Annotated in this window: 24 protein-coding genes; 18 read left to right on the top strand and 6 right to left on the bottom strand. The window is 32.8% G+C overall.

All coding sequences use genetic code 11. The annotated features are described in order from the left end of the window. Positions 1-8 precede the first annotated feature (8 nt). The 17 genes from ACU4C5_RS01510 (at position 9) to ACU4C5_RS01430 (ending at position 20,986) form a co-directional block, all read left to right on the top strand. On the top strand, positions 9-161 hold the full coding sequence (locus ACU4C5_RS01510) for a DUF4295 domain-containing protein (protein WP_415189962.1): 153 nt from the start codon (positions 9-11) through the stop codon (positions 159-161). A gap of 275 nt (positions 162-436) precedes the next feature. Continuing rightward, a complete protein-coding gene (ftsY, locus tag ACU4C5_RS01505; protein WP_446845296.1) occupies positions 437-1,390 on the top strand; it encodes a signal recognition particle-docking protein FtsY in 954 nt (317 codons plus the stop codon). Between the two features lie 278 nt (positions 1,391-1,668). Next, positions 1,669-2,976: a 30S ribosomal protein S12 methylthiotransferase RimO gene (rimO, locus tag ACU4C5_RS01500; RefSeq protein ID WP_446845294.1), complete on the top strand. Its 1,308-nt coding sequence runs from the start codon at positions 1,669-1,671 to the stop codon at positions 2,974-2,976. A 100-nt stretch (positions 2,977-3,076) separates the two neighbouring features. Next, positions 3,077-4,678 (top strand): bacillithiol biosynthesis cysteine-adding enzyme BshC, encoded by a 1,602-nt coding sequence (gene bshC / locus ACU4C5_RS01495; RefSeq protein ID WP_446845293.1) that lies wholly within the window; start codon positions 3,077-3,079, stop codon positions 4,676-4,678. A gap of 6 nt (positions 4,679-4,684) precedes the next feature. Continuing rightward, entirely contained in the window at positions 4,685-6,055 is a 1,371-nt protein-coding gene (locus tag ACU4C5_RS01490) for a pyridoxal phosphate-dependent decarboxylase family protein (protein ID WP_446845292.1), read from the top strand. Positions 6,056-6,105: 50 nt separating this feature from the next. Continuing rightward, entirely contained in the window at positions 6,106-7,638 is a 1,533-nt protein-coding gene (gene guaA / locus ACU4C5_RS01485; protein WP_446845291.1) for a glutamine-hydrolyzing GMP synthase, read from the top strand. Between the two features lie 172 nt (positions 7,639-7,810). Beyond that, entirely contained in the window at positions 7,811-9,757 is a 1,947-nt protein-coding gene (locus ACU4C5_RS01480) for a PBP1 and LysM peptidoglycan-binding domain-containing protein (protein WP_446845289.1), read from the top strand. Positions 9,758-9,801: 44 nt separating this feature from the next. Then, a complete protein-coding gene (locus ACU4C5_RS01475) occupies positions 9,802-10,035 on the top strand; it encodes a DUF3820 family protein (RefSeq protein ID WP_446845288.1) in 234 nt (77 codons plus the stop codon). 136 nt (positions 10,036-10,171) lie between these two features. Beyond that, entirely contained in the window at positions 10,172-11,788 is a 1,617-nt protein-coding gene (gene pyrG, locus ACU4C5_RS01470; protein WP_446845287.1) for a CTP synthase, read from the top strand. Positions 11,789-11,918: 130 nt separating this feature from the next. Continuing rightward, positions 11,919-13,829 carry a membrane protein insertase YidC gene (yidC, locus tag ACU4C5_RS01465; RefSeq protein WP_446845286.1) on the top strand — a complete coding sequence of 637 codons (1,911 nt, stop codon included), beginning with the start codon at positions 11,919-11,921 and terminating at the stop codon, positions 13,827-13,829. Between the two features lie 72 nt (positions 13,830-13,901). Then, a complete protein-coding gene (locus tag ACU4C5_RS01460; RefSeq protein WP_446845285.1) occupies positions 13,902-14,600 on the top strand; it encodes a toxin-antitoxin system YwqK family antitoxin in 699 nt (232 codons plus the stop codon). 100 nt (positions 14,601-14,700) lie between these two features. After that, positions 14,701-15,888 (top strand): tRNA 2-thiouridine(34) synthase MnmA, encoded by a 1,188-nt coding sequence (gene mnmA, locus ACU4C5_RS01455; protein WP_446845284.1) that lies wholly within the window; start codon positions 14,701-14,703, stop codon positions 15,886-15,888. Positions 15,889-15,918: 30 nt separating this feature from the next. After that, the gene (locus ACU4C5_RS01450; protein WP_446845283.1) at positions 15,919-17,529 is read left to right on the top strand and encodes a S8 family serine peptidase; all 1,611 of its coding nucleotides are present in this window, start codon (positions 15,919-15,921) and stop codon (positions 17,527-17,529) included. Further along, positions 17,530-18,477 carry an NAD(P)H-dependent flavin oxidoreductase gene (locus ACU4C5_RS01445; RefSeq protein ID WP_446845282.1) on the top strand — a complete coding sequence of 316 codons (948 nt, stop codon included), beginning with the start codon at positions 17,530-17,532 and terminating at the stop codon, positions 18,475-18,477. It abuts the gene before it with no gap. A 327-nt stretch (positions 18,478-18,804) separates the two neighbouring features. Continuing rightward, complete coding sequence (locus ACU4C5_RS01440) at positions 18,805-20,184, top strand: MATE family efflux transporter (protein WP_446845281.1); 1,380 nt, start codon at positions 18,805-18,807, stop codon at positions 20,182-20,184. 2 nt (positions 20,185-20,186) lie between these two features. Beyond that, on the top strand, positions 20,187-20,414 hold the full coding sequence (locus ACU4C5_RS01435) for a DUF8828 family protein (protein WP_446845280.1): 228 nt from the start codon (positions 20,187-20,189) through the stop codon (positions 20,412-20,414). Continuing rightward, entirely contained in the window at positions 20,414-20,986 is a 573-nt protein-coding gene (locus ACU4C5_RS01430) for a phosphatase PAP2 family protein (RefSeq protein ID WP_446845279.1), read from the top strand. Before ACU4C5_RS01435 ends, ACU4C5_RS01430 begins: the two co-directional genes overlap by 1 nt. A 130-nt stretch (positions 20,987-21,116) precedes the next feature. Here ACU4C5_RS01430 and ACU4C5_RS01425 read toward each other — a convergent pair whose 3' ends face one another. Beyond that, positions 21,117-21,740 carry a lipid-A-disaccharide synthase N-terminal domain-containing protein gene (locus ACU4C5_RS01425; protein ID WP_446845278.1) on the bottom strand — a complete coding sequence of 208 codons (624 nt, stop codon included), beginning with the start codon at positions 21,738-21,740 and terminating at the stop codon, positions 21,117-21,119. Further along, complete coding sequence (locus ACU4C5_RS01420) at positions 21,740-22,453, bottom strand: glycosyltransferase family 2 protein (RefSeq protein WP_446845277.1); 714 nt, start codon at positions 22,451-22,453, stop codon at positions 21,740-21,742. Before ACU4C5_RS01420 ends, ACU4C5_RS01425 begins: the two co-directional genes overlap by 1 nt. A 103-nt stretch (positions 22,454-22,556) precedes the next feature. Here ACU4C5_RS01420 and ACU4C5_RS01415 point away from each other — a divergent pair, with 103 nt between their 5' ends. Further along, entirely contained in the window at positions 22,557-23,498 is a 942-nt protein-coding gene (locus ACU4C5_RS01415; protein ID WP_446845276.1) for an NAD-dependent epimerase/dehydratase family protein, read from the top strand. Here ACU4C5_RS01415 and meaB read toward each other — a convergent pair. The 4 genes from meaB to ACU4C5_RS01395 form a co-directional block, all read right to left on the bottom strand. Further along, positions 23,493-24,551 carry a methylmalonyl Co-A mutase-associated GTPase MeaB gene (gene meaB / locus ACU4C5_RS01410; RefSeq protein WP_446845275.1) on the bottom strand — a complete coding sequence of 353 codons (1,059 nt, stop codon included), beginning with the start codon at positions 24,549-24,551 and terminating at the stop codon, positions 23,493-23,495. The two genes, ACU4C5_RS01415 and meaB, sit on opposite strands and share 6 nt — an antisense overlap. 36 nt (positions 24,552-24,587) lie before the next feature. After that, the gene (locus ACU4C5_RS01405; RefSeq protein ID WP_446845274.1) at positions 24,588-25,166 is read right to left on the bottom strand and encodes a DUF2911 domain-containing protein; all 579 of its coding nucleotides are present in this window, start codon (positions 25,164-25,166) and stop codon (positions 24,588-24,590) included. A gap of 113 nt (positions 25,167-25,279) precedes the next feature. Then, on the bottom strand, positions 25,280-26,242 hold the full coding sequence (locus ACU4C5_RS01400) for an SMP-30/gluconolactonase/LRE family protein (RefSeq protein WP_446845273.1): 963 nt from the start codon (positions 26,240-26,242) through the stop codon (positions 25,280-25,282). A 50-nt stretch (positions 26,243-26,292) separates the two neighbouring features. Next, positions 26,293-26,700, bottom strand: a complete 408-nt coding sequence (locus ACU4C5_RS01395) for a hypothetical protein (protein ID WP_446845272.1) — start codon at positions 26,698-26,700, stop codon at positions 26,293-26,295. Between the last annotated feature and the right edge of the window lie 84 nt (positions 26,701-26,784).

Here is a 26,784-nt window from a genome sequence, read left to right as displayed (position 1 = left end):
AAGAAAACATGGCAAAGAAATCAGTAGCGTCGTTACAAACGGGATCAAAAAGATTAACTAAAGCTATCAAAATGGTGAAATCACCTAAAACTGGTGCTTACATGTTTGTGGAATCAGTAATGGCTCCAGAATTTGTTGGTGACTTTTTGAAAAAGAAATAAATTAAATTGTTTTAATTTAATATAACTGCTTTCATTTTAAATGAAAGCAGTTTTTTTAGTTTATAAGGTTTTGTTCCGTGTGTTTAGCAACACAGTTTACATCTCATTTTTATTAGTGTATTTGTTTATCTTTGCATTTATAAATTGTAGACCCTTTTTTGTTTTCTGACATTATAGCAGTAAATAAACTTAGGCAAGAAAATTGTAATACGTCAATAACATATACACATCATTTTATGACAAGTGTAAATTGTAAACACTAACAATAAGTAAGTATGAGTTTTTTTAAAAAAATATTTTCTTCAGAGAAAAAAGAAACTTTAGACAAAGGTTTAGAGAAATCTAAAACGTCTTTCTTTTCAAAATTAAATAAAGCCGTTGCCGGAAAATCTAAAGTGGATGACGAGGTTTTAGATAACCTTGAAGAAATTCTTGTAACAAGCGATGTTGGTGTTGAAACAACGCTTAAAATTATTAAACGTATTGAAAAACGAGTTGCTGAAGATAAATACTTAGGGACTTCTGAACTTAATAAAATACTAAGACAGGAAATTGCAGGCTTATTATCTGAAATTGATAATGGTAATGACACTGAGTTTTCAATCCCAAAAACTCACAAACCACATGTAATTATGGTGGTTGGTGTTAATGGTGTTGGAAAAACAACAACTATAGGTAAGTTAGCTTCTCAATTTAAAAAACAAGGATTAAACGTTGTTTTAGGAGCTGCAGATACGTTTAGAGCTGCTGCAATAGATCAGCTTCAAGTGTGGGCCGATCGTGTAGATGTGCCAATGATTCGTCAAGAAATGGGAAGTGATCCTGCATCTGTAGCATTTGATACCTTGCAAAGTGCAGTTACAACAAATGCCGATGTGGTAATTATTGATACTGCCGGACGTTTACATAACAAAGTGAATTTAATGAATGAGCTTACCAAAGTGAAGCGCGTAATGCAAAAAGTGGTTGATAACTCGCCGCATGATGTGTTATTAGTTTTAGACGGAAGTACAGGTCAAAACGCTTTTGAACAAGCTAAACAATTTACAGCTGCAACCGAAGTTACTTCTTTAGCAGTCACAAAATTAGATGGTACCGCAAAAGGTGGTGTTGTAATTGGTATTTCAGATCAATTTCAAATTCCAGTAAAATATATAGGTGTTGGTGAAGGTATAGATGACCTACAAGTTTTTAATAAATTTGAATTTGTAGATTCGTTTTTCAAATAAAAACTCACACACAAAATAACTCAGGACTAAAGAATATTCATTTTTTAGTCCTTTTTTTATGTGTTAATTATAATAGTTTTTATGATTTAATCAGAATTAATAAGCAATTTTTCATCCTAAGTTAAAATATTACAATGTTTGAAATATTTCTTATAGTTGCAATTACATCACAAAAGGTGAAAAATAATCTGTTTCAGAAGAAAGAGTTTTATTAAACACGCTTAAATATATCATAGGTTTAAAATTTGATTGTATCTTTGCACACTGAATTTTTGGATATGAGAACTAAATCACTTAAAAAGAATAAAATCAACGTTGTAACTCTGGGTTGTAGCAAAAATGTTTACGATAGCGAAGTGCTAATGGGACAGCTTAAAGCCAGTGGGAAAGATGTTGTACACGAAGAAGAAGGAAATGTAGTAGTGATTAACACTTGTGGTTTTATCAATAATGCAAAAGAAGAAAGTGTGAATACCATTTTGGATTTCATGCAGAAAAAAGAAGCAGGAGAAGTTGATAAAGTATTTGTAACAGGATGTTTAAGTGAACGTTATAAACCAGATTTACAGAAAGAAATTCCTAATGTAGATCAGTATTTTGGAACCACAGAACTTCCAGGATTATTAAAAGCGTTAGGTGCAGATTATAAGCATGAATTAATTGGTGAACGTTTAACAACAACACCTAAAAATTATGCCTACTTAAAAATTGCCGAAGGTTGCGACAGACCATGTAGTTTTTGTGCCATCCCGTTAATGCGTGGAAAACACAAAAGTACACCTATTGAAAACTTGGTGATTGAAGCTGAAAAATTAGCAGCAAATGGCGTTAAAGAATTAATTTTAATTGCTCAAGATTTAACGTATTACGGATTAGATATTTATAAAAAACGTAACCTTGCCGAACTACTTGAAGCACTTGTAAAAGTAGAAGGTATTGAGTGGATTCGTTTGCATTATGCATTTCCAACAGGATTTCCAATGGATGTGTTAGATATTATGAATAAAGAACCAAAAATCTGTAACTATTTAGATATTCCGTTACAACATATTAGCGATTCTATTCTTAAAAGTATGCGTCGTGGTACTACCCAAGCTAAAACAACTAAGCTACTTAAAGAGTTTAGACAAGCAGTACCAGATATGACAATAAGAACTACGCTTATTGTTGGATATCCAGGAGAAACAGAAGAAGATTACCAAACCTTAAAACAATGGGTTAAAGATATGCGTTTTGAACGTTTAGGATGTTTTACATATTCTCACGAAGAAAATACACATGCTTATAACCTAGAAGATGATGTGCCACAAGAAGTGAAACAAAATCGTGCTAATGAGATTATGGAAATTCAATCTCAAATCTCATGGGAACTTAATCAAGCAAAAATAGGCCAAACACTAAAAGTGATTATTGATCGTAAAGAAGGTAATTACTTTGTAGGGCGTACAGAATATGATTCTCCAGATGTAGATAATGAAGTGCGTATTGATGCTTCAAAAACATACTTAAAAACAGGAGAGTATACCACTGTAAATATTATTGAAGCAGAAGATTTTGATTTATACGGTGAAGTTGTTGCTGAGTAATCAGTAATTTACAGTACGTAGGTTTTACAACGTTTTTTTAAGTTAATTTTAAGACTATAAATTGTATCTTTACTTTTCATATAAATGTAAAGGTTAACCTATGCCAACAGACTGTATCCCGTTTAAAAAAACCAATTATTTTTCGTCATTAATTTGCGATTATTTAGAAGAGCAACCTCAGTTAAAACCGTTTTATAACAGGTTTCCTAAACTTGATAATTTTAAATCTCAAATAGAAGAAAAGCAAAATAGCTATCCTTCAGCATCGAGAGCGGTATTAGTTAACGCCTTAAAAGCACAATATAAAAACGTCGATATTTCGGGGAAAACCCTCCAGAATATCGACGATTTATCAGATAATAATACCTTCACAATAACCACAGGCCATCAATTAAACCTGTTTACGGGACCTTTATATTTTGTATATAAAATTATCTCAACCATCAATCTTTGCGAAACTTTAAAAGCAGAACATCCTCAAAATAATTTTGCACCTATTTATTGGATGGCAACAGAAGATCACGATTTTGAAGAAATAAACTTTTTTAACTTCCAAGGAAAAAAAGTACAATGGAATAGAGATGCATCTGGAGCTGTTGGTGAATTAGATTTAGAAGGTTTAGACGATGTTTTTACAGTATTTTCAAATCAATTAAATACCAGTAAAAATGCCGAAACCCTAAAAAACTTATTCAAAAATGCCTATTTAAAACATCAAAATTTAGCCGAAGCCATGCGCTATTTGGTAAACGAATTGTTTGCTGATTTCGGACTTGTTATTTTAGATGGAAATGACGCCGCCTTAAAACAATTATTTGTGCCTTATATGAAGGACGAATTGGTGAACAAAACAGCTTTTAAAAAGGTGTCTGAAACCAATTTAAAATTAGATGCCGTTAATGAAGCATATAAAATTCAAGTAAACCCAAGAGAAATTAATCTCTTTTATATTACTGAAAATCTTAGAGAGCGTCTCGTTGAAAATGATGGTGTTTACCAAGTCAATAATACTAAAATTACGTGGTCTGAAACCGAAATTTTAAACGAATTGCAAAAACATCCAGAACGTTTTAGTCCTAATGTGATTATGCGTCCGTTGTTTCAAGAGGTTATTTTACCAAATTTATGCTACATCGGTGGAGGTGGAGAATTAGCGTATTGGTTTCAACTACAATCTAATTTTGAAACTCAAAACGTCACTTTTCCTATGTTATTATTGCGTAATTCGGTAGTTGTAATGACCGAAAAGCAATCTGAAAAGTTAGAAAAACTTAATTTATCTATTGAAGATTTATTCCTAAAGCAAAATAAATTAATAGTTAAAATGACTAAAGATTTATCAGAAATAGATATTGATTTTTCAATACAAAAAAAACATTTACAAGAGCAGTTTAAAGCACTTTATGAATTGGCCGAAAAAACAGATCAATCATTTAAAGGGGCGGTTGCAGCACAAGAAGTAAAACAAATAAAAGGTTTAGAAAACTTAGAAAAACGTTTGTTAAAAGCACAAAAACGCAATCTTAAAGATGTTTTAGATCGCGCCGTGTTTTTACAAAACGAATTATTTCCAGGACAAAGTTTACAAGAACGTAATGCCAATTTCTCGGAAGTATACATGGAATTTGGCGACACGCTAATTCAGAAATTAAAAACACAATTAAATCCGCTACAAGGCGAATTTTTAATCATAAAATTATAATTCAGAATGCACAAACTTGATATTGGTTTAGTAGAAATGACATTAGATGTCATGAAATATGCAATTAACCGAATCACAAAAGTAGATCCAGAATTGGGTGTGCCAAAAAGTGAAGAAGAACTAAAAGCACTTGTTGGCGAAACTATAACACCTAAAGGAATTGGAGGTGAAAATGCGTTTCATTTATGGAAAGACGTTTTAGTAAAATCTACAGTGCCAATAGATCATCCAAGACATTTAGCTTTTGTACCGGCAGCACCAACACGTGCGGCAGTAGTTTTTGATTTGGTAACCTCGGCATCAAGTATTCACGGAGCATACTGGATGGAAGGTGCTGGTGGAATTTACTGTGAAAATGAAGCTATGAAATGGATTGTTTCCTTAACCGGAATGCCAGAAGGTTCTTTTGGCGTGTTTACAAGTGGAGGAACTGCCGCTAACTTATCGGCGATGGTAACCGCTAGAGAACATTGGAGAGAAAATGATGAATTTAAGAATGAAAAAGGATTAATTATCACGTCTATTGGTGCGCATTCATCAATTAAAGCCATGGCAAAAGTTATTGATGTTGATTTACTATTAGTTGATAGTGAAGAAAAATTAACAGGAGAAGCTTTACAAGAAACAATTGATAACTTAACCGCACACCAGCGTCACCGTTTATTTGCAGTTGTAGCTACTGGAGGAACAACTAATGCCGGTATTATTGACGATTTAGATGATGTTGCAAATATTTGTAAAGCCAATAATTTATGGTTTCATGTAGATGCGGCTTATGGAGGAGGTGCTTTGGTTGCTGATTCTGTAAGACATTTATTTAATGGTATTGAAAAAGCAGACAGTGTAACTATTGATCCGCATAAATGGATGTTTTCACCTTACGATTGTGGGGCCATATTATATAAAGAACCAGAATTAGCTAAAAATGCCCATTCGCAACAAGGTTCTTATTTAGATATTTTTAAAAATGAAGGCAGCCACGGATTTAACCCTTCAGATTATCAAATTCAATTAACAAGACGTGTAAGAGGATTACCTTTATGGTTTTCATTAGCAATGCACGGAACGGATAGATATAAAGACGCTGTAGAGTGCGGATTAGAATTGGCGCAAACCGCAGGTCGTTTAATTGAAGCACATCCAGATTTAGAATTGGTAAGAGAACCGGCTTTATCATGTGTTTTATTCCGAAGAAAAAATTGGACACCAGATGATTATGTAAATTGGACTTACGATAATCATAAAGCAGGTTTTGCTTTGGTAACGCCTACAAAATGGAAAACTTCTACGGGTTATGAAACCGTATCTAGGTTCTGTTTTATAAATCCAGACACTACAGAAAAAGATATTCAAGATATTTTAGACACTATGGTGTAATTTTTCAGGATTTACATATTGAATTTTCGTATTAAATATTACTTTTGTGCATGCAACACAACAAGATACTTATTTTAGATTTCGGATCGCAGTACACGCAACTTATTGCACGTCGAGTTAGGGAACTCAACATCTACTGCGAAATTCACCCATTTAACAAAATTCCATCAACTGTAAACGAGTTTAAAGCCGTAGTGCTTTCAGGTAGTCCGTTCTCTGTAAGAGGAGAAGATGCACCTCACCCAGACTTGTCTCAAATTCGCGGAAAAAAACCACTTTTAGCAGTGTGTTATGGCGCGCAATATTTGGCACATTTTTCGGGAGGAGAAGTCGCACCTTCAAATACAAGAGAATATGGTAGAGCCAACTTAACTTACGTAAAAGACGATGCTTTTTTCAATAATATTTCTGAAGGAAGCCAAGTTTGGATGAGTCATAGTGACACCATTAAAGATTTACCAACAAACGGAGTGCTTTTAGCAAGTACACACGATGTTAAAAATGCAGCTTATAAAATTGAAGGCGAACAAACTTATGCAATTCAATTTCATCCAGAAGTATACCATTCTACAGACGGAAAACAATTATTAGAAAACTTTTTAGTAAACATCGCAGGCGTAGCTCAAGACTGGACACCACAATCTTTTGTGGAAGAAACTGTTGATGGCTTAAAAGCAAAACTAGGTAATGATAAAGTTGTTTTAGGACTTTCGGGAGGAGTAGATTCATCTGTAGCAGCAATGTTACTGCATAAAGCCATAGGAGAAAACTTATACTGTATTTTTGTAAACAACGGTTTATTACGTAAAAACGAATACGTTGAAGTTTTAAAACAATACGAAGGTATGGGCTTAAATGTAAAAGGTGTTGATGCTTCGGCACGCTTTTTGGATGCTCTTAAAGATCTAAGCGACCCAGAACTTAAACGTAAAGCTATTGGTCGTGTATTTATTGAAGTTTTTGATGACGAGTCACATTTAATTCAAGATGTGAAATGGTTAGCTCAAGGCACAATTTATCCAGATGTTATTGAAAGTGTTTCGGCAACAGGAGGACCAAGTGCAACTATTAAAAGTCACCATAATGTAGGAGGTTTGCCAGACTACATGAAATTACAAATTGTTGAACCTTTACGTATGCTTTTTAAAGATGAAGTAAGACGAGTAGGAGCCTCAATTGGAATGAGTAAAGAACTCTTAGGACGACACCCTTTTCCTGGTCCAGGATTAGCAATTCGTATTCTTGGAGATCTAACTGCCGAAAAGGTACGTATATTACAAGAGGTAGATGCTGTTTTTATAAACAACCTTAAATCTTGGGGGTTATACGATAAAGTATGGCAAGCAGGAGCAATACTATTACCTGTTAATAGTGTTGGTGTTATGGGAGATGAGCGTACATACGAAAAGTGTGTGGCGCTACGCGCTGTAGAAAGTACCGATGGTATGACTGCAGATTGGGTAAATTTACCATACGAGTTTTTACAAAAAACATCAAATGAGATTATTAATAAAGTGAAAGGTGTAAATAGAGTAGTGTACGACATTAGCTCAAAACCACCAGCAACTATAGAGTGGGAATAACATTCTGTAACATACAGAATTATTTTAAATAAAAACTTCCTCCTCGTTCATCTCGAGGAGGAGTTTTATTCTTATGTAATGCGATGTGTTACGAAATAATATAACACTCTCATTAAGAATAATATATAATTAATTTTTTCTCTTACGAGGAAATATAGAAATAAAACCATAAATGAAAAAACATCTTTTATTAGCCATCGTTATTATGCTGTCTTGTAGCTTTTTTATGAACGCACAAGATTTTAAAACTCATAAAGTAAAGCAAGGTGAAACAATTGAGACTATTGCTAAAAGCTATTTAATAACAGTTTCAGACATTTATGCTTTAAATCCTGATGCTAAAAAGAAATTGGATGTAGACACGGTATTAATTATACCAAGTTCTAAAGTTAAAAATGAACCTCTTGTAGAAGAATCAAAAGAGGTGATTGATTATAAAACGCATAAAACAAAACGAAAAGAAACATTGTACAGTATTTCTAAAAAATACAATGTTGAAATCGATGAAATTAAAAAATACAACACCTTTTTATACGCTAACAACTTGCGTAAAGGTGATAAATTGAAAATTCCGCGTTATAAAACCATCGTTTCAAACGTGAGTTTAAATAATACGCTTAAAAAATATACTGTATTACCAACAGAAGGTAAATGGAGAGTGGCTTATAAATTTGGAATTACAGTTCCAGAATTAGAAGCATTAAATCCTGAGATGAACGTTGTGTTACAACCAGGAGATGTGCTTAACATGCCTAATATTTCTAATAAAGAAGAAAAAGCAGTTGAAGACAATTATAGCTATTATACCGTTTTAAAAAGCGAAGGTTATATGGCTTTAAAACGAAAACTAAACGTTGATAAAGAAACTTTAGAAACTCTTAATCCAGAATTAAAAGATGGTGGATTAAAATTAGGAATGGTTTTAAAATTACCAGCAGAAACAGCAAAAGCATCTGAAGATGTTTTAGATATTACTTCAGTAGCAGTTGCAAATATAGAACCTGTTGAAAACGTAAACCTAACAGATAATCTAACCAACTTAAAAGCAAAACGTATTGCGTTGATGATGCCATACCGTTTAAATCGTATTGATGCTAGTGATGAAAATGCAGCCAAACGTATTATAAAAACAGATAGTAGATTATCTATTTCTTTAGATTTTCATGTGGGAGCTTTAATGGCTTTAGATTCAGCAAAACAATTAGGGATTTCTACATATTTAAAAGTTTTTGATACCAGAGATCAAATTGCTCAAGTTGCAAAAATATTAGATGAGAATGACTTTTCGGAATACAATGCCGTTATTGGACCGTTAATGCCTGCTAATTTAGAGCGCGTAGCTTCAACATTAAAAAGTGATGATGTACCAGTGCTTTCACCTTTTACAATGCCAGAACATTTATATGAAAATGTGTATCAAACAATTCCTTCAAACGATTTGTTAGAAATTGCAATGATTAATCATGTAAAACAAGATAGTTTACCAAAACAAATTATCATTATTTCTGATACAAAAAGTAAAGCGATTAGTACAAGATTAAAAGCAGAATTCCCTTCGGCAAAACAATTGTTTTCAAGAAAAAATAAAGATGGTAAAGATGCCAATTATCTTTTAGATCGCGATATTATTAACGTTTTAAAATCAGGTAGAAATATTGTGTTTTTAGAAACTGAAAGTGAAGCATTTATTTCTAACGTTACAAGTAGATTAAATAGCTTGATGGATAAAAATAAGACGATCATTTTAATGACAACCGATAAAAATAAAGCCTTTAACGGAAAAGATATTTCTAATTATCACTTATCTAATTTACAATTACATTATCCATCAGTAAACAAAGTCTTTAGTACAGCCAATAAAAATAGCTTTGTTAAAGCTTATGAAAAAGAATATGGAGTGCCACCAAGTAAATATGCTGTTCGTGGTTTTGATTTAACTCTAGATGTGATTTTACGATTGGCTTCAGAAGAAGATTTATATAAAGCTTCAGGTAAAGATGTAGAAACAGAATATATTGAGAATAAATTCCGTTACGGAAAAAAACTTTTTGGAGGTTATTATAATGAGTCTGTTTATGTTTTAAAATATGATGAGTTAACCATTGTTGAAGCTAAATAACTTAGCAGTTAATAAAAAATTACTTTTAATTTAAAACTCAACCAGTGTTATTAGAACCCGATAAAGATTTCCTGATACAACTAGCGCATACCAAAATGCCTTACGGAAAATACCAAGGCAAAGATTTAATAGAACTCCCCGAACATTATGTAGTTTGGTATAACACCAAAGGTTTCCCAAAGGGGAAATTGGGAGATATGCTTAAAACCGTTTATGAACTTAAACTAAATGGTCTTGAAGATTTAATAAGAAATATTAAAAGAAAATATCCTAAATAAATAGGAATGCTTTTTATAGAATTGTGTTTTGTAACACCTTAAATATCATTAAGTTATAAATAGCAGGAAATAACTAATAACAATACCCTAATAACTATTTAAATTTTGTAAATTTGCCTGCGTTTAACAACGCAACATGACAACTACAACAAAATACATTTTCGTAACAGGAGGAGTAACATCCTCATTAGGTAAAGGAATTATAGCTGCATCTTTGGCTAAATTACTTCAAGCTCAAGGCTACCGTACAACCATTCAAAAATTAGATCCATACATTAACATTGATCCGGGGACATTAAATCCTTACGAGCATGGTGAATGTTATGTGACTGATGACGGTGCTGAAACCGATTTAGATTTAGGACATTACGAACGTTTTTTAAATGTTCCAACAAGTCAATCTAATAACGTCACCACAGGTAGAATATACCAAAGCGTTATCAATAAAGAACGCCGTGGCGAGTTTTTAGGAAAAACCGTACAGGTAATCCCTCATATTACAGATGAAATTAAACACCGTATCCAAATTCTTGGAAAATCTGGTGATTACGATATCGTAATTACAGAAATTGGTGGAACCGTTGGTGATATTGAATCATTACCATACATAGAAGCTGTACGTCAAATGCGTTGGGATTTAGGTGAAAACAATGCTATTGTTATTCATTTAACGCTTGTGCCTTATTTATCTGCTGCAGGTGAATTAAAAACAAAACCAACACAACACAGTGTAAAAACATTAATGGAAAGTGGTGTGCAAGCCGATATTTTGGTGTGTAGAACAGAGCACGAACTTCCAGAAGACTTAAGAACCAAACTTGCCTTATTTTGTAACGTACGTAAAGAAGCTGTAATTCAATCTATTGATGCGTCTACAATTTACGATGTCCCTAACTTAATGTTGGAACAAGGTTTAGATAAAGTTGTGCTTAAAAAATTAGCATTGCAAAGTGATGTACCAGATTTAACACAATGGAACCAATTTGTACAACGTCATAAAAATCCTAAAGGAGAAGTGACTATTGGTTTAATAGGTAAATATGTAGAATTACAAGATTCTTACAAATCTATTTTAGAGTCATTTATTCATGCAGGAGCTGAAAATGAAGTTAAAGTAAATGTAGAGTCTATCCATTCTGAATACCTAACCGTAGATGATGCTGCCGAAAAATTAAAACATTTAGATGCTGTTTTAGTAGCACCAGGATTTGGAGAAAGAGGAATTGAAGGAAAAATTGAAGCGGTACGCTATGTAAGAGAAAACAATATCCCTTTCTTAGGAATTTGTTTAGGAATGCAAATGGCAGTTATTGAATATGCTAGAAACGTCCTTAAATTAGAAGGTGCAAATTCTGCAGAAATGGATCCAGAAACTAAATACCCCGTAATTGATCTTATGGAATCTCAAAAAGATGTCACTAATAAAGGTGGAACTATGAGATTAGGATCATGGGCTTGTGAACTAGCCGATGATAGTATTGTAAAAGAGGTCTATAAATCTAATACTATCCAAGAGCGTCACAGACATCGTTATGAATTTAATAATGATTATAAAGCACAAATTGAAGCAGCAGGAATGATTGCTACAGGATTAAACCCGGATACAGGATTAGTTGAAATTGTTGAAATTCCAACTCATAACTGGTTTGTAGGTGTGCAATATCACCCAGAATATAAAAGTACAGTCTCAAATCCACACCCATTATTTGTGGCATTTGTACAAGCAGCTTTAAAATTTAAGAATAATAAATAAGTGTCACAATGGCATAAAAGTAAAGATGGATAGCTTTTTGTTAAGCTTTACTTGCGCTATAAAGTTTTTGGTGCGTGTAAAACAATAGGTTTTTCAAAAAAAAATCCAATTACAATTGATTAATAAATAGATGGAAGAAAAAAAATTAGACGTTAAGTCCCTTATTGGTTTTGTACTTATTTTTGGGATATTGTTATTTATGCTTTGGCAAAGTAAGCCAACTCCAGAGGAGCAAGCAGCAGAGAAAGCAAAACAAGAACAGATCAAACAAGAGGCAGCAGAAACGTCAACCTCACTTTTAGGAGATGATACTACTGTAGCAAAAGCACAAGATTTTTCTAGTACAGCAGTCGCTACAGATTCAGTAGACTTAAATGCGCTAAAAATTAAGTTAGGTGCATTTGCATACGCATCAACTTTACCATCTGCAACAGATAATGAAACTGTTGTAACTACAGAAGCTTTTACTTTAAAGTTTAACAATAAAGGAGGCGCACTTTCTGAAGTTAAATTAAACAAATTTGTAGATTACGATTCACTTCCTATTTACTTAGTAAAAGAAAATAGTTCAGAATTTAATATCAATTTTGGAACTACAGGAAACCGAACGTTTAATACTAAAGATTTATACTTTCAACCAACCGTAACTAAAAATGGTGAAAACACAGTAGTTTCAATGAAACTTAAAGTGTCTGAAACTGAATTTTTAGAATACAGATATGAGTTAAAACCTAACGATTATATGTTAGATTTTGCAGTGAAATCTCAAGGACTTCACAATGTCATAAATGGTTCTCAAGAAGTTAATTTAGATTGGGAGTTTAAAGGATTACGTCACGATAAAAGTATTCAATACGAAAATCGTTACACACGTTTAACTTACCAACATGAAGGCGATAAGATTAGTAAATTATCTCAAGCTGGTGAAGATGATGAAGATTTAGAAGACGTAAGCTGGATTTCTTACAGACAACACTTTTTTAGTTCAATATTAGTTGCAGATGCACCATTTAAGAACGCTAAAGTATTATCTAAAAGTTTAGTTGAAGATGAAGATATTGATACTGTATACACTAAACAATACGCAACTAAATTACCTTTAGAATTAAAAGGAGGAGAGCTTAACGAAAATATGAGCTTTTATTTCGGACCAACAGATGGTAAGGTTTTAAAAGTATATGAGAAAAACTTAGAAGAAAGTATTCCTTACGGATGGGGTATTTTTGGATGGATTAATAAAGGAGTATTTATACCTTTATTTGGATTTTTAAGCGGATTCTTACCTTACGGTTTTGCCATTATTGTAATGACAATCTTAGTAAAAATCTTAATGTCGTTTGTACAATACAAGCAATTCTTATCTCAAGCGAAAATGAAAATTCTGAAACCAGAATTAGAAGCGATTAGAGAAAAACATAAAGACAACAAGTTAAAAGCACAACAAGAAACAATGAGTTTACAATCGCGGGCAGGAGCAAGTCCTTTAAGCGGATGTTTACCAGGGCTAATTCAAATACCAGTGTTTTACTCACTGTTTATGTTTTTCCCAACAGCGTTTGATTTACGTCAGAAAAAATTCCTTTGGGTAGACGATTTATCATCTTATGATGTTATTGCAGAATTACCTTTTAAGATTCCATTTTATGGAGATCATGTAAGTTTATTCCCAATACTTGCTGCAATTGCAATTTTCTTTTATATGAAAATGACAACAGGTCAGCAAATGGCATCACAACCAACGCAAGAAGGGATGCCAGATATGCAAAAAATGATGAAGTACATGATTTACTTCTCACCATTATTAATGTTAGTATTCTTTAACCAATACGCTTCAGGATTAAGTTTATATTATTTTATATCTAACTTAATTAGTATTGGAATTATGCTCGTGATTAAAAACTTTGTAATAGACGAAAATAAAGTCTTAGCGAAGATTCAGGAGAAAAAGAAAAAACCGAAAAAAGAAGGTCGTTTTCAACAAAAAATGAAAACAATGATGGAGCAGGCAGAACAGCAAAAAAATGCTCAAAAACGCAAATAAATTTAAAAGCTGCCATTTTTGGCAGCTTTTTTGTTTACACAATTTAAGTACAATAAAAACGTTATTACTTTCATGAAAAACATCTATTTTATATTATCACTATTTGTAACCTCTGTAATGGTGGCACAAACCGTAAACCAGTTTGATAAAGACGGTAAACGTCACGGGATTTGGAAAAAAGATTATAATCAAACCGATCAAATACGTTACCAAGGTACTTTTGACCATGGTAAAGAAATTGGCGTGTTTAATTACTATACCTTAAATAAAGGTAAAAGTGTATTGAGCGCCGTTAAAACTTACACAGAGAACTCAAATATTGCTGAGGTGAAATTTTTGTCTTCAAAAGGAAAAATAATTAGCCAAGGTCAAATGAATGGTAAATTATACGCAGGAACTTGGACGTATTACCACAGAAAATCTGCAGCAGTAATGTCTACAGAAAGTTATAACAATCAAGGAGAACTAGAGGGTGAAAAATTGGTGTTTTATGATAACGGGCAAGTTGCAGAACGTCTTAATTATGTGAATGGTAAAATTGAAGGTGTTTCAACTTGGTATTCAGAAAAAGGAATTGCTTTAAAAATATTTACTTATAAGAATAATGAGCTTCACGGCTCATCAAAATATTACGATATAGAAGGTGTTTTACTTGCTGAAGGTGATTACAAGCATGATTTAAAACATGGGATTTGGAAGTATTATGAAGACGGAAAACTTAAAGAAGAAAAAGATTACACTAAAAAAAGTAACAACCCATATAAACAATAGGCAAATCCTATAAACAGTATTGTTTTTTATAATGGCAACTTTAGCGAGTTGCCATTTTTTATTTCGTAATTTTGCAGACCAAAATTAATTATATTTTATCATGAAACGCGTTATTGTAGGACTTTCGGGAGGTGTAGATTCTAGTGTTGCTGCTTACTTATTAAAGGAGCAAGGATACGAGGTTATTGGTTTATTTATGAAAAATTGGCACGATGATTCCGTGACTATTTCAGATGAATGTCCATGGTTAGATGACAGTAATGACGCCATGTTGGTTGCCGATAAATTAGGGATTCCGTTTCAAACGGTAGACTTAAGTGAGCAATACAAAGAGCGTATTGTGGATTATATGTTTGATGAATACAGCAAAGGACGTACACCAAATCCAGATGTACTTTGTAACCGTGAAATAAAATTTGATGTCTTCATGAAAATCGCTCTAGATTTAGGCGCAGATTATGTGGCAACAGGACATTATTGTAGAAAAGGAATTATTTCTAATGACGGCGAAGATACTTTTCAATTATTAGCAGGTGTTGATAAAAATAAAGACCAGTCTTACTTTTTATGTCAATTATCACAACAACAATTATCAAAAGCATTGTTTCCAATAGGAGAACTTACTAAACCAGAAGTACGCGCCATTGCTACAGAATTAGATTTAGTAACTGCCGATAAAAAAGACTCTCAAGGACTTTGTTTTATAGGGAAAGTGAGATTGCCAGAGTTTCTTCAACAGAAATTAAAACCAAAAGAAGGTGTCATTGTTGAAGTTCCAGCAACAGCTGAAGCTTACCATAAACAAGTTCCTCAGTTTGATACCAAATTGGAAGCGCTTGAATATGCTACAAAAAAAATAGACTATAAAGTTACCGATGGAATTGAAGTAGGTAAACATCAAGGCGCACATTACTTTACCAAAGGACAACGAAAAGGTTTAGGTGTTGGAGGTAAAGTAGAACCTTTATTTGTGATTGATACAGATGTTATTGAGAATGTAATTTATACAGGACAGGGTAAAAATCATCCTGGATTAATGAAAAACACACTCTTTGTAACTAATGAAGAACTACATTGGATTAGAGAAGATTTAGCTTTAAATAATGGAGAAACTCTAGAAGTTTTAGCACGTATTAGATACCGTCAGCAATTAGAAAAAGCCATACTTTATAAAGTTGAAAACGGACTATATGTTGAGTTTGAAAACTTACAATCTGCTATTACAGAAGGACAGTTTGTAGCTTGGTATTTGGATGAGGAATTAGTTGGTTCAGGTGTAATTTCTTAAATTGCAAAGGCAATGTAAAAAGAAATTAAAATGTTAAAACATCTCCTGTTATTTATTGTGGTATTTTATACTTCAGTAAATTTCGCCCAACAAGAAGAAGCTTGGGTGTTTCTCGCCGATAAAGAAAACGTCGCCGAATCATTAAGTAACCCCATATCAATACTGTCGCAAGCAGCAATTGACCGAAAGAACACACACAATATTCCTATAGATTTTAAAGATGTTCCTGTTAACGAAGCTTATATTTCTCAATTAAAACTTCAAACAGGAATTACTGTAAAAGCTAAATCTAAATGGCTAAATGCTATTCACGTTAGCGGAACTCAAACCGATATTACGGCTTTAAATACCTTAGAGTTTGTGAGTAGTATTGAATTTGCAAACAGGAGTTTCAATACAACTAACACAAGAGTTGCTACCACAACCAATAAATTTGAGCTTGAAAATACTCAAGTAGATTTTACATACGGACAAACCCAAAATCAAGTAGAAATGATAGCTGTAGATCAGTTACATGAAAATGATTTTACAGGCGAAGGAATTATTATCGCTGTTATTGATGCTGGTTTTCCTAATGTAGATACTATGGGTGCTTTTCAACGTTTACGGGATAACGGTGATCTTTTAGGAGGTTATGATTTTGTAGATAGAACGGTTAACGTTTATGAAAGTACAGCAAGTAATCACGGCACACAAGTATTGAGTACCATGGGTGGTTATGTTGAAAACAGCTATGTTGGTACTGCTCCAGATGCCTCTTATTATGTGTTTAGAACTGAAGATGCACTTAGTGAAAACCCTGTTGAAGAAAGTTACTGGGTTGAAGCTGCAGAACGTGCCGATAGTTTAGGAGTTCATATTATAAATTCGTCGTTAGGTTATAAACAATACGACAATTCAAATTATACCTACAGCAATGAAGATTTAAATGGCGAAATTGCTTTTATTTCTAGAGGTGCGCAATTGGCTAACGATAAAGGGATTTTGGTAGTTAATTCTGCAGGAAATTCTGGAGCATCAGGAGTTGGCGCTCCTGCAGATGCAGCTGGTGTATTTACTATTGGATCTGTTACAGCTACTGGAAGTTATTCAGGATTTAGTTCTCAAGGAAGTATAAATCAACCTACGCCAAAACCAGATATTGTTGCACAAGGAAGTTTATCTGCTGTAATTACTGATGATAATACAATAGTAAGTAATAGCGGAACCTCTTTTAGCTCACCAATTATTGCGGGTGCTATAGCGAGTTTATTACAAGCATTCCCAAATAGAAGCATAGAAGATATTAAAAATGATATTCGTGAATCTGCATCTCAGTTTGAAAATCACGATTACCTTTTAGGCTACGGAATTCCAAATTTTTGGAGTATTTATCAAAACGCATTATCTGTAGAAACATTTAATGTTTTTGAAGCAAAAATATATCCTAATCCTGTGCAAACAACATTCACAGTACAATTAGCAAATAACGCTACAAATACTCAGCTAGAAATATACTCTATCTTAGGAAAACAATTACTGAAAAAACAATTAACAGACGTTTCTCAAACTATTGATGTGTCTTCAATAGCTTCAGGGATTTATGTTATTAAAATTTCAAAAGGAAAAGAATCACAAACATTTAAATTCATAAAATCTTAAATGGGAAATAAAATAACAGAATTATTTGGGATAAAATACCCAATTATACAAGCAGGAATGATTTGGAATAGTGGTTGGCGATTAGCGTCGGCAGCAAGTAACGCAGGCGCTTTAGGGCTTATTGGAGCAGGATCAATGTATCCCGATGTACTGCGCGAACATATTCAAAAATGTAAAGCTGCAACTTCAAAACCTTTTGGTGTAAACGTTCCAATGTTATACCCAAATGTGGAAGAAATTATGAACATTATTGTTGAAGAAGGCGTGAAAATTGTTTTTACTTCAGCAGGAAATCCAAAAACATGGACGTCTTGGTTGCAAGAACGTGGTATTACTGTAGTGCATGTGGTGAGTAGTGTGAAATTTGCATTAAAATCTGAAGCTGCAGGAGTTGACGCTATAGTTGCTGAAGGTTTTGAAGCTGGTGGACATAACGGACGTGATGAAACCACAACGTTGACGTTAATTCCTATGGTACGCGAAAAATTACAAATTCCACTTATTGCAGCAGGAGGAATTGCAACCGGTAGAGCAATGATGGCTACAATGATTTTAGGAGCCGATGGAGTACAAGTAGGAAGCCGTTTTGTAGCTAGTAAAGAATCTTCTGCACACATAGATTTTAAAAATACTGTGGTAGAAACTAATGAGGGTGATACACAATTAACTCTAAAAGAATTAGCGCCAGTACGTTTAATAAAAAACAAGTTTTATAACGAAGTTGAAGCGTTGTATAAAACGAGTCCTACGGTTGAAGAACTTAAAGAGTTGTTAGGACGTGCACGTTCTAAAAAAGGTATGTTTGAAGGTGATTTGGAAGATGGCGAATTAGAAATTGGACAAATAGCTGGATTAATTCATGATATAAAATCAACGCAAGAAATTGTTGAAGATTTTATTACAGAGTTTGATATCGCAAAACAAGAGGTGAGTAAATTTCAGTTTTAGTGACCTATAAGATATAAAAAAGGGGATGAAAAATCATCCCCTTTTATGAAACTAATTTATGTTACAATTTTTAAATCCCTCTAAAATAATAGCAAAAAAGTTTCATTTATTAATACAAACTTTACATCCAATATTAGGATAGTAAATTTTGTACTAGTCTGTAAAGATAAATATTTTTAATTGCTTTACGAAAATATTTTAAAACCAACTTATTAACAATTCTATATTTAGTTTTCTGTTTCTTTGATAAATTTAATGAGTTAACCTGCTTTTAATATTAAAAGATCGCTTACTATATCATATCTTTGCATTTTAAAAAGCAAAAGAGTGGTTTTATCAGATTATACAAAAGAATTTAAATACAATTGGCAATTAGCAGCTCCCGTAATGTTAGGGATGTTGGGGCACACTTTTGTGAGCTTTGTTGATAATATTATGGTAGGCCAATTAGGGACTGCCGAACTAGCTGCCGTATCTTTAGGTAATAGTTTTATGTTTATAGCCATGTCTATAGGGATTGGTTTTTCAACAGCAATTACACCTTTAGTTGCCGAAGCAGATACTGCTAATAACTTCTCTGAAGGGAAGTCGGCATTTAAGCATGGTTTATTTTTATGTACAGTTTTAGGGATATCATTATTCTTACTAGTGTTTTTAGCAAAACCACTTATGTACCTAATGAAACAGCCTGTTGAGGTTGTAGAGTTAGCAATTCCGTATTTGGAGTTAGTGGCTTTTTCGTTAATTCCTTTAATTGTTTTTCAGGCATTTAAGCAATTTAGTGATGGTTTATCTATGACCAAATACCCTATGTATGCGACCTTAATAGGGAATGTTATTAATGTAATTCTTAACTACTTATTTATATTCGGTAAGTTCGGTTTTCCAGAGTATGGCATCGTTGGTGCAGCATACGGAACCGTAGTTTCACGTTTAGCGATGGTTGCTTTTCTATGGTGGATTTTGTCTAAAAAAGAAAAATCAAAAGCTTACGTAACGCAAATTAAGTTTTTTGTGCTCGATAAATTAATGATGAGAAAACTGCTTAACTTAGGAACACCAAGCGCTATGCAAATGTTTTTTGAAGTTGGAATATTCACATCAGCAGTTTGGTTAAGTGGTTTATTAGGTAAAAATCCTCAAGCAGCAAATCAAATTGCATTAAACCTGAGCTCTATGACATTTATGGTTGCAACAGGATTAAGTGTTGCTGCAATGGTACGTGTTGGAAATCAAAAAGGACTTCAAAATTATAGAGAATTACGTCGCATTGCATTTTCCATATTTTTATTAGGAACCTTATTGGCCTGCTTTTTCGCATTGCTATTTTTTGTGTTACATGGCATATTGCCAAAATTATATGTAGATTTTGATGATGCTAAAAACCTTATAGATAATACCGAAGTGGTAAATATTGCTTCTACCTTATTAATTGCCGCAGCGATATTTCAAATTAGTGATAGTATTCAAGTCGTTGTTTTGGGGGCTTTAAGAGGCTTGCAAGATGTTAAAATTCCTACAATAATTACCTTCATCTCTTACTGGGTTATTGGTTTTCCTATTAGTTATTATTTTGGGAAAGAAGACGCTTACAGTAGCTTTGGAATATGGTCTGGATTATTGGCAGGATTAACAGTAGCCGCAATTTTATTGTATATTCGATTTAATTATCTAACTAAAAAATTAATTTCACAAAAAAAAGAATAACTATGGAACTTCCAAAATTTTTATTAGGAGACAATACAGATTTTCCTGACGGAATTTATATCGTTCACACCGATTTCCCAAGATTTATTATCAATTTAGAAGATGATGAGGTTGAATTCCTTGAAGAATTTGATAAAGAAGATGAGAAAGAAATTGAAAGTGAAATGGAAAATTTAATTCAAGACGCCACAGATTTTTACGATAGAGAAGTAGAACGATACGATGAATAATGATAGAACAACTTATACAATCGGATAAAGAGTTATTTTTATTTTTGAATAACCTTGGAAGCGAACCTTGGGACAATTTATGGTTAATTATTACTCATAAATTAACGTTTGTTCCATTATATGGTGGATTACTTTTTTTATTATATAAAAAATTTGGTTTAAAACCGTTACTAGCTTTTGTAGTTATTGTAGCCGCTATGATTACGTTTACCGATCAAATGACAAACGTGGTTAAAGCAACATTTGAGCGTACCAGACCTTGCAGAACTGAAGGTGTCATGGAGTATATGCGTTTTATAGCTGTGCGTTGTGGGAAATATGGTTTCTTTTCTGGGCATGCATCAAACTCAATGGCAGCAGGAGTTTTTGCAGGTTTACTTTTAAAACCTTACTATAAAAATTTACTTTTTATAATGATATTATGGAGTTTAGTTGTTGCCTATAGTCGTATTTATGTTGGTGTACATTATCCATTAGATATTGTATGCGGATTAACATTTGGTGCCTTATCAGGTTTTGGTTTTTATAAACTCGCAAAATTTGTACTTAAAAAACGATTTTCTATTTCTTAATTGAAAATATTTAAAACGTGTTTTTTAAACCGTCTTTATAGCTTTTAGTTGAATAAACTTATAGTATTTAAATACTAAGTTCTTTTTGCTTTTACTGTATTGCTGATTTAAAAAACACGTTTTTTTTGTTTTAAATATTAGATTTATGGAGTAAAAACAGGTTTCTAATATAAAAGAACAATCCTATAAAATGCCCTATAAACAGTACAGGATCTTTTCTTATAATGGCATAAAGTAATATTAATATTGCTCCAATACTACTTAATAACCAAAAACCAAAAGGGAGGATTGATTCTTTTTTACGTTCAGAATACCACCATTGATATATAAACCTAAAGGTAAAAATTACTTGAGATACAATGCCTAATATTAATAACCACAGTGGAATATTGTTGTTTTTAAACAATAAATCAATATCAATAATAATATTATTGTAGTTGTAAATTACAATTAAAACAGGTGTAAAAAGTAAAAGGTATCGTATGAGTTTTGGAATTTTTATCCATTGATTTTGTAACTGTAAATTTCTAATATATATAAAATAGGTTAGTGATTGCCCAAGCATTATGGCGAAGTCTTTCCGGAAATATCCATACACAAAAAGTAAAAAGGAAGCCAGTAAACTCAATCCCCAAAAGAGTGTTGGCGTGATCACTTTTTTTTGTTTTTCAGAAGTAATCCACTGGGTAATTGATCTTGAAGTGAATAAAATCTGAGCAATAAAACCTATGCTGTATATAAACCAATCACTCATTAATTCTTTTTAGATACCGTATAATTGATATACTTTTTTTTCATCCATAAATAAGTAAAACAATCCATTAGCGGTTGAAAAAGACGGTTCCAAAATCCAAATTTAGCCGTTCCAGCAATTCTAGGGAAATGTTGTACAGGTATTTGTGCTACCTTTCCGTTTTGTAACATAATCATTGCGGGTAAAAACCTATGAAGTCCTTTAAACATTGGGATACGTTTGGCATAATCAGTTTTAATTACTTTTAATGGGCAACCGGTATCGTCCATTCCATCATGCGTAAAAGTACGTCTAATGCCATTTGCAATTTTAGAAGACATATTTTTTACAAAGCCATCTTTTCTATTTGCTCTTACACCTGTTACAAGTGCATTTTTATCAATATGTTGAAGCAGTAAGTTGAAATCTTTAGGTGTTGTTTGTAAATCGGCATCAATATATCCAACAAGTTCTGTAGTTGTGTAATCAAAACCAGCTTTAATAGCAGTACTCAAACCTTTGTTTTCGTTAAAAGAAATAAAATTAAAAGCTGAATTTTTATTACAAATAGTCTCAATAAGTTCTTGACTATTATCACTTGAACCATCATTAACAAAAAGAATACAGGTTGATTTTGATGCTATTTTTGTATAAGCTAATAGTTCTTTTTCAACACGTATTAAATTGTCTTCTTCATTATAAACAGGTACAATGATTGTAAATGTATAGTGCATTTGATAAAATCTTATGAAGTTGCTAAATTATCCTTTTTTATTCAAAAAGGAATTATACTTATTCATATAATAATTGTTACTTTGTAAACGTTAAAATAATTACATGAAAATACTTGTTACAGGAGCCGTAGGTTTTATAGGTTCACATACAGCAGAACGCTTGGTGTCATTAGGTCACGAGGTTATTGGGGTTGATAATTTTTCACCTTATTATAGTGTAGAGTTAAAGCAATTAAATGCTGATGCTTTGACTAAAAAAGGCGTTAAAATTATTAATTATGATTTAAGAGAGACAAACTTAAATGCGGTGTTGCCTTTAGATGTGGATTATATTTTCCATTTTGCGGCACAACCAGGTATTTCTTCGACATCTACTTTCGAGGATTATTTTACAAACAACATCATTGCGACCAAAAATCTTATTGATTATGCTCTAGATTGCAAAAAATTAAAGCTTTTTGTAAATATTGGAACCTCTTCAATTTATGGATTAGAAGCTACTTTTCCTGAAAGTATCGCTCCAAAACCAGCGTCACACTACGGAGTTACAAAATTAGCTGCCGAACAATTAGTACTTCAAAAGAGTAGAGAACTGATATTTAATTCTTGTTCATTACGTTTATATTCAGTGATTGGACCAAGAGAGCGTCCTGAAAAAATGTATACTAAATTAATAGATTTAGGGTTGAAAGGTGATGCATTTCCTCTTTTTCAAGGCAGTGATAAACACTTGCGTAGTTTTACTTATGTAGGTGATATTGTAGATGGTGTAGTTAGCGTAATTGGTAATGAAACTAAAGTAAATGGCGAAATTATAAACCTTGGTACAGAAGTAGAACATACAACTAAAGAAGGTATTGAAGCTGTTGAGCAAGTTTTAGGACAGTCTATCACTTTAAATGTCATCGCTAAACGTCCAGGAGATCAATTGCGTACTAAAGCAAATATTGATAAAGCAAGAACACTACTTAACTATAACCCACAAACTACTTTATTAGAAGCGGTAACGGCACAGGTTGATTGGTTTAAAGCTAACTTTCTATAAATTTAATAAATATTCGGCAGCTACAAAAGGTGTCGTTTCTCCGTTTTCAATACGCTGAAGTTGTATTTGAAGTTCACTTTTAATTGTTTTTCTGTTGAAGAAATCCGATTTCAAGCGCTCTTCAATAGTTTGTAAAAGCCAGAATTTATTTTGCTCTGTACGGTTCGCTTCAAAAAAGGTGTTTGATTTGGTATGCGTTACATAATCGTTAATCATTGTCCAAATTTTAGAAATACCTTCTTGATGTAATGCACTACACATGGTTACTTTTGGTTGCCATTCCGAAGCTTTTTGAGGATATAAATGTAAAGCTCTATTAAATTCTAGTTGTGCCATTTTTGCGGCTTTTTGGTTGCTACCATCCGCTTTATTAATAGCAATAGCATCGGCCATTTCAATAATACCACGTTTTATACCTTGCAATTCATCTCCAGCTCCAGCTAATTTTAAAAGCAGAAAGAAATCTACCATACTATGTACAGCGGTTTCGCTTTGACCAACACCTACAGTTTCAATCACAATTGTATCAAAACCCGCGGCTTCACAAAGAATAATACTTTCACGTGTTTTGCGCGCCACACCTCCTAATGAGGTTCCAGAAGCAGAAGGTCTGATATAAGCATTTGGGTTTTTTACCAAATCTTCCATTCTTGTTTTATCTCCAAGGATACTTCCTCTACTCAAGCTACTACTGGGATCAACAGCTAATACAGCTACTTTTTTTCCTAATGTTGTAAGATGTGTTCCAAAGGCTTCAATAAAAGTACTTTTTCCAACACCAGGAACACCGGTAATACCTATTCTGACAGATTTATTAGCATAAGGCAAACACATTTTTATAATGGCATTTGCTTTTTTTAGATGCTCAGGGTTTGAACTTTCTACTAAAGTAATCGCTCTACTTAATGCGGTGATATTTCCGTTGATAATATCTTTTACAAGCGCTTTGGAAGATGGTTGTTGCTGACGACGTTTTTTAATCGCTATAATTGAAGCGGTATTTACAGCATCAGGTTCTCGCACGCCTTCTTTTTCGTGTAAACTAGATTTCATTTTTTTATTTTCAGACAATGGTTTTGAGCTTATCTTTTATTTAGAAGGTTGAACAACTACGGCTCTTAAAGGTACCGCAATTTTTGTGTTATCCCAAGCCATAGTTAGGTGAAGGTTATCGGTTGTGTTATCAAAGCCAATAGTAAATTGCTCTACAATAGTATTTAATGTTTCAACGGGAACTTCAGTTTCTAAAATATCAAATTTAGGATCACGCATAGGTTGCATTTGTGCATCTACGCCCCAAGGGTATTGTTTGGTGTTAAAAATAACCTGCCATACACTATCTTTTGGAACGGTCCATAAGGTATAAATACCTTTAGGAATTGCCATATTATCAACATATAAAGGTTTGTTGGTTTCAAACGTGGTAGCTTCATTGGCTCCAGTTCTCCATAGTTGATTATACGGTACTAAACCTCCAAACACTTCACGCCCTTTTTTAAACGGGCGATTGTAATACACTTCTAATTCTAAGTCATTTAACTCAAACCTTACAATATCTTCAGGACTCGCACGCTTACTGAAAACATTTTCAACAAATGTGTTATATAAAAAAAGACCCACAGCAATGAATGCTAATAAGATAAGGATGCGTTTTAAGAAAGTGTTCATATAAATATAGAATAATAAAAGTTTGAGATAAATATAAATTAAAAACAGAACAAAATAGCTGCTTTAACAATGTTTTAAATTAAGATGAAATAACTAAAAACAAGATCGTATTTTTATTCAGTTATAAAATGGTTGGCTTTTACCCCTTTCACTTTAGTTTTGGTTTTAAAAATAGATCCCGCTAAAGGGTATTTTTTATGTTCTTCAGCTGTCATATCTACGCTAGCGGTTGTAATATATAAAATGTCAAAGTTTTTGCCGCCAAAGGCACATGAAGTTACATTATGTGCCGGAACTTCTATTTTTGAAATCACTTTACCGGTTTTTGGATCAAAGCAAATTACTGCATTTCCGTTCCACATCGCTACCCAAAGATGATCGTTTTCATCAATCGTCATTCCGTCAGGAAAACCTAAACTATTAGGCACCTTAACCGCCACACGTTCGTTTGAGATTTCTCCAGTTGTATCATCATAATCATAGGCTTTAATTTCTGCCGTAGGCGTATCAATATAATACATGGTTTTTTTGTTCTTGGTCCAAACAATTCCATTTGAAATAGTCACGTTATCTTTTTTTAATTCAGCATTCCCTAAAGCATCAACCATATATAAGTTTGCAGCTCCAGTTGTTTCATCTAAAGCTACCGATCCTACCCATAAACGTCCTGAAGGATCACATTTACCATCGTTAAAACGGTTACTCGTTAATTGTTGTTCTACATCAGATAAGAGCTTTAAATCACCTGTTTTAGTATTCATAAAATAAATACCATCTTGTAAAGCTACAACGACAGTATCTTTTTTAGTAGTAGGTACAACGGTTCCAATACGCGACGGTGTATTTGATGTTGTGTTTTGTTGTGTTTCAGGATTGTAGGTGTGCAGTTTTTTGCCTTCAATATCTACCCAATATAACTCTTGAGTATTTGTATTCCATATGGCACCTTCTCCAAGTTTTGCTTCAATTTTATATTCTAATTCAGTTTGATGTGAGTTGGTAATAGTTGCGTTTTCTTTTTTTGTATTGCAAGAAAAGAGTAGGAGTATGGTGGCAAAAGTAAGACTGTATTTCATGTGATAAAATTAATGAAATAAGAAGTGCTATTGAAATGATATGGGGTTAATTATTTTGAAATTATTTGTTGAAAGGCTAATTTTTTTCCAATGAAAAACCCTAATATAATTAATAACGCATCAGCAGTAATAAACCAGAGTTCTTTAGGTAGCATTATGATGTTAAAAGCCGTTGCGGCAAGCATAAGAATACCAACAATGTAACTTGGTATTGTACTTGTTTTAGAAATAAATGCCGCAGTAAACATCCCTGAAATAATACCTAAAAAATGACCAATTACAACACTTAATTTTGCGCCTATTGGAATGCTGCTCATATTTTCTTTTAACCACTCCATATCCATTGGGTTTGCGCCTTCTGGTAGAGGAAATAATGTATGTCCTAAAAGTGTTTCAAAAATATAAACAACTAATGAGGCTATTATAAAACCAATAATAGTGGCGATAATGTTTTTCATGTTAATAGGTGCTAGTTCGTTTTACAAGATAAAAAAAAATCCTGAAGCATAACACTTCAGGATTTAGATATAAGATAAACAGTT

The sequence above is a fragment of the Lacinutrix undariae genome, assembly GCF_052934785.1.
This window is presented reverse-complemented; position numbering and strand designations above follow the sequence as displayed.

Bases quoted from the DNA above. Each gene is read 5' to 3' on its own strand.
- ACU4C5_RS01510 (WP_415189962.1), top strand. From the start codon at position 9: ATGGCAAAGAAATCAGTAGCGTCGTTACAAACGGGATCAAAAAGATTA.
- ftsY (WP_446845296.1), top strand. From the start codon at position 437: ATGAGTTTTTTTAAAAAAATATTTTCTTCAGAGAAAAAAGAAACTTTA.
- rimO (WP_446845294.1), top strand. From the start codon at position 1,669: ATGAGAACTAAATCACTTAAAAAGAATAAAATCAACGTTGTAACTCTG.
- bshC (WP_446845293.1), top strand. From the start codon at position 3,077: ATGCCAACAGACTGTATCCCGTTTAAAAAAACCAATTATTTTTCGTCA.
- ACU4C5_RS01490 (WP_446845292.1), top strand. From the start codon at position 4,685: ATGCACAAACTTGATATTGGTTTAGTAGAAATGACATTAGATGTCATG.
- guaA (WP_446845291.1), top strand. From the start codon at position 6,106: ATGCAACACAACAAGATACTTATTTTAGATTTCGGATCGCAGTACACG.
- ACU4C5_RS01480 (WP_446845289.1), top strand. From the start codon at position 7,811: ATGAAAAAACATCTTTTATTAGCCATCGTTATTATGCTGTCTTGTAGC.
- pyrG (WP_446845287.1), top strand. From the start codon at position 10,172: ATGACAACTACAACAAAATACATTTTCGTAACAGGAGGAGTAACATCC.
- yidC (WP_446845286.1), top strand. From the start codon at position 11,919: ATGGAAGAAAAAAAATTAGACGTTAAGTCCCTTATTGGTTTTGTACTT.
- ACU4C5_RS01460 (WP_446845285.1), top strand. From the start codon at position 13,902: ATGAAAAACATCTATTTTATATTATCACTATTTGTAACCTCTGTAATG.
- mnmA (WP_446845284.1), top strand. From the start codon at position 14,701: ATGAAACGCGTTATTGTAGGACTTTCGGGAGGTGTAGATTCTAGTGTT.
- ACU4C5_RS01450 (WP_446845283.1), top strand. From the start codon at position 15,919: ATGTTAAAACATCTCCTGTTATTTATTGTGGTATTTTATACTTCAGTA.
- ACU4C5_RS01445 (WP_446845282.1), top strand. From the start codon at position 17,530: ATGGGAAATAAAATAACAGAATTATTTGGGATAAAATACCCAATTATA.
- ACU4C5_RS01435 (WP_446845280.1), top strand. From the start codon at position 20,187: ATGGAACTTCCAAAATTTTTATTAGGAGACAATACAGATTTTCCTGAC.
- ACU4C5_RS01430 (WP_446845279.1), top strand. From the start codon at position 20,414: ATGATAGAACAACTTATACAATCGGATAAAGAGTTATTTTTATTTTTG.
- ACU4C5_RS01425 (WP_446845278.1), bottom strand. From the start codon at position 21,740: ATGAGTGATTGGTTTATATACAGCATAGGTTTTATTGCTCAGATTTTA.
- ACU4C5_RS01420 (WP_446845277.1), bottom strand. From the start codon at position 22,453: ATGCACTATACATTTACAATCATTGTACCTGTTTATAATGAAGAAGAC.
- ACU4C5_RS01415 (WP_446845276.1), top strand. From the start codon at position 22,557: ATGAAAATACTTGTTACAGGAGCCGTAGGTTTTATAGGTTCACATACA.
- meaB (WP_446845275.1), bottom strand. From the start codon at position 24,551: ATGAAATCTAGTTTACACGAAAAAGAAGGCGTGCGAGAACCTGATGCT.
- ACU4C5_RS01405 (WP_446845274.1), bottom strand. From the start codon at position 25,166: ATGAACACTTTCTTAAAACGCATCCTTATCTTATTAGCATTCATTGCT.
- ACU4C5_RS01400 (WP_446845273.1), bottom strand. From the start codon at position 26,242: ATGAAATACAGTCTTACTTTTGCCACCATACTCCTACTCTTTTCTTGC.
- ACU4C5_RS01395 (WP_446845272.1), bottom strand. From the start codon at position 26,700: ATGAAAAACATTATCGCCACTATTATTGGTTTTATAATAGCCTCATTA.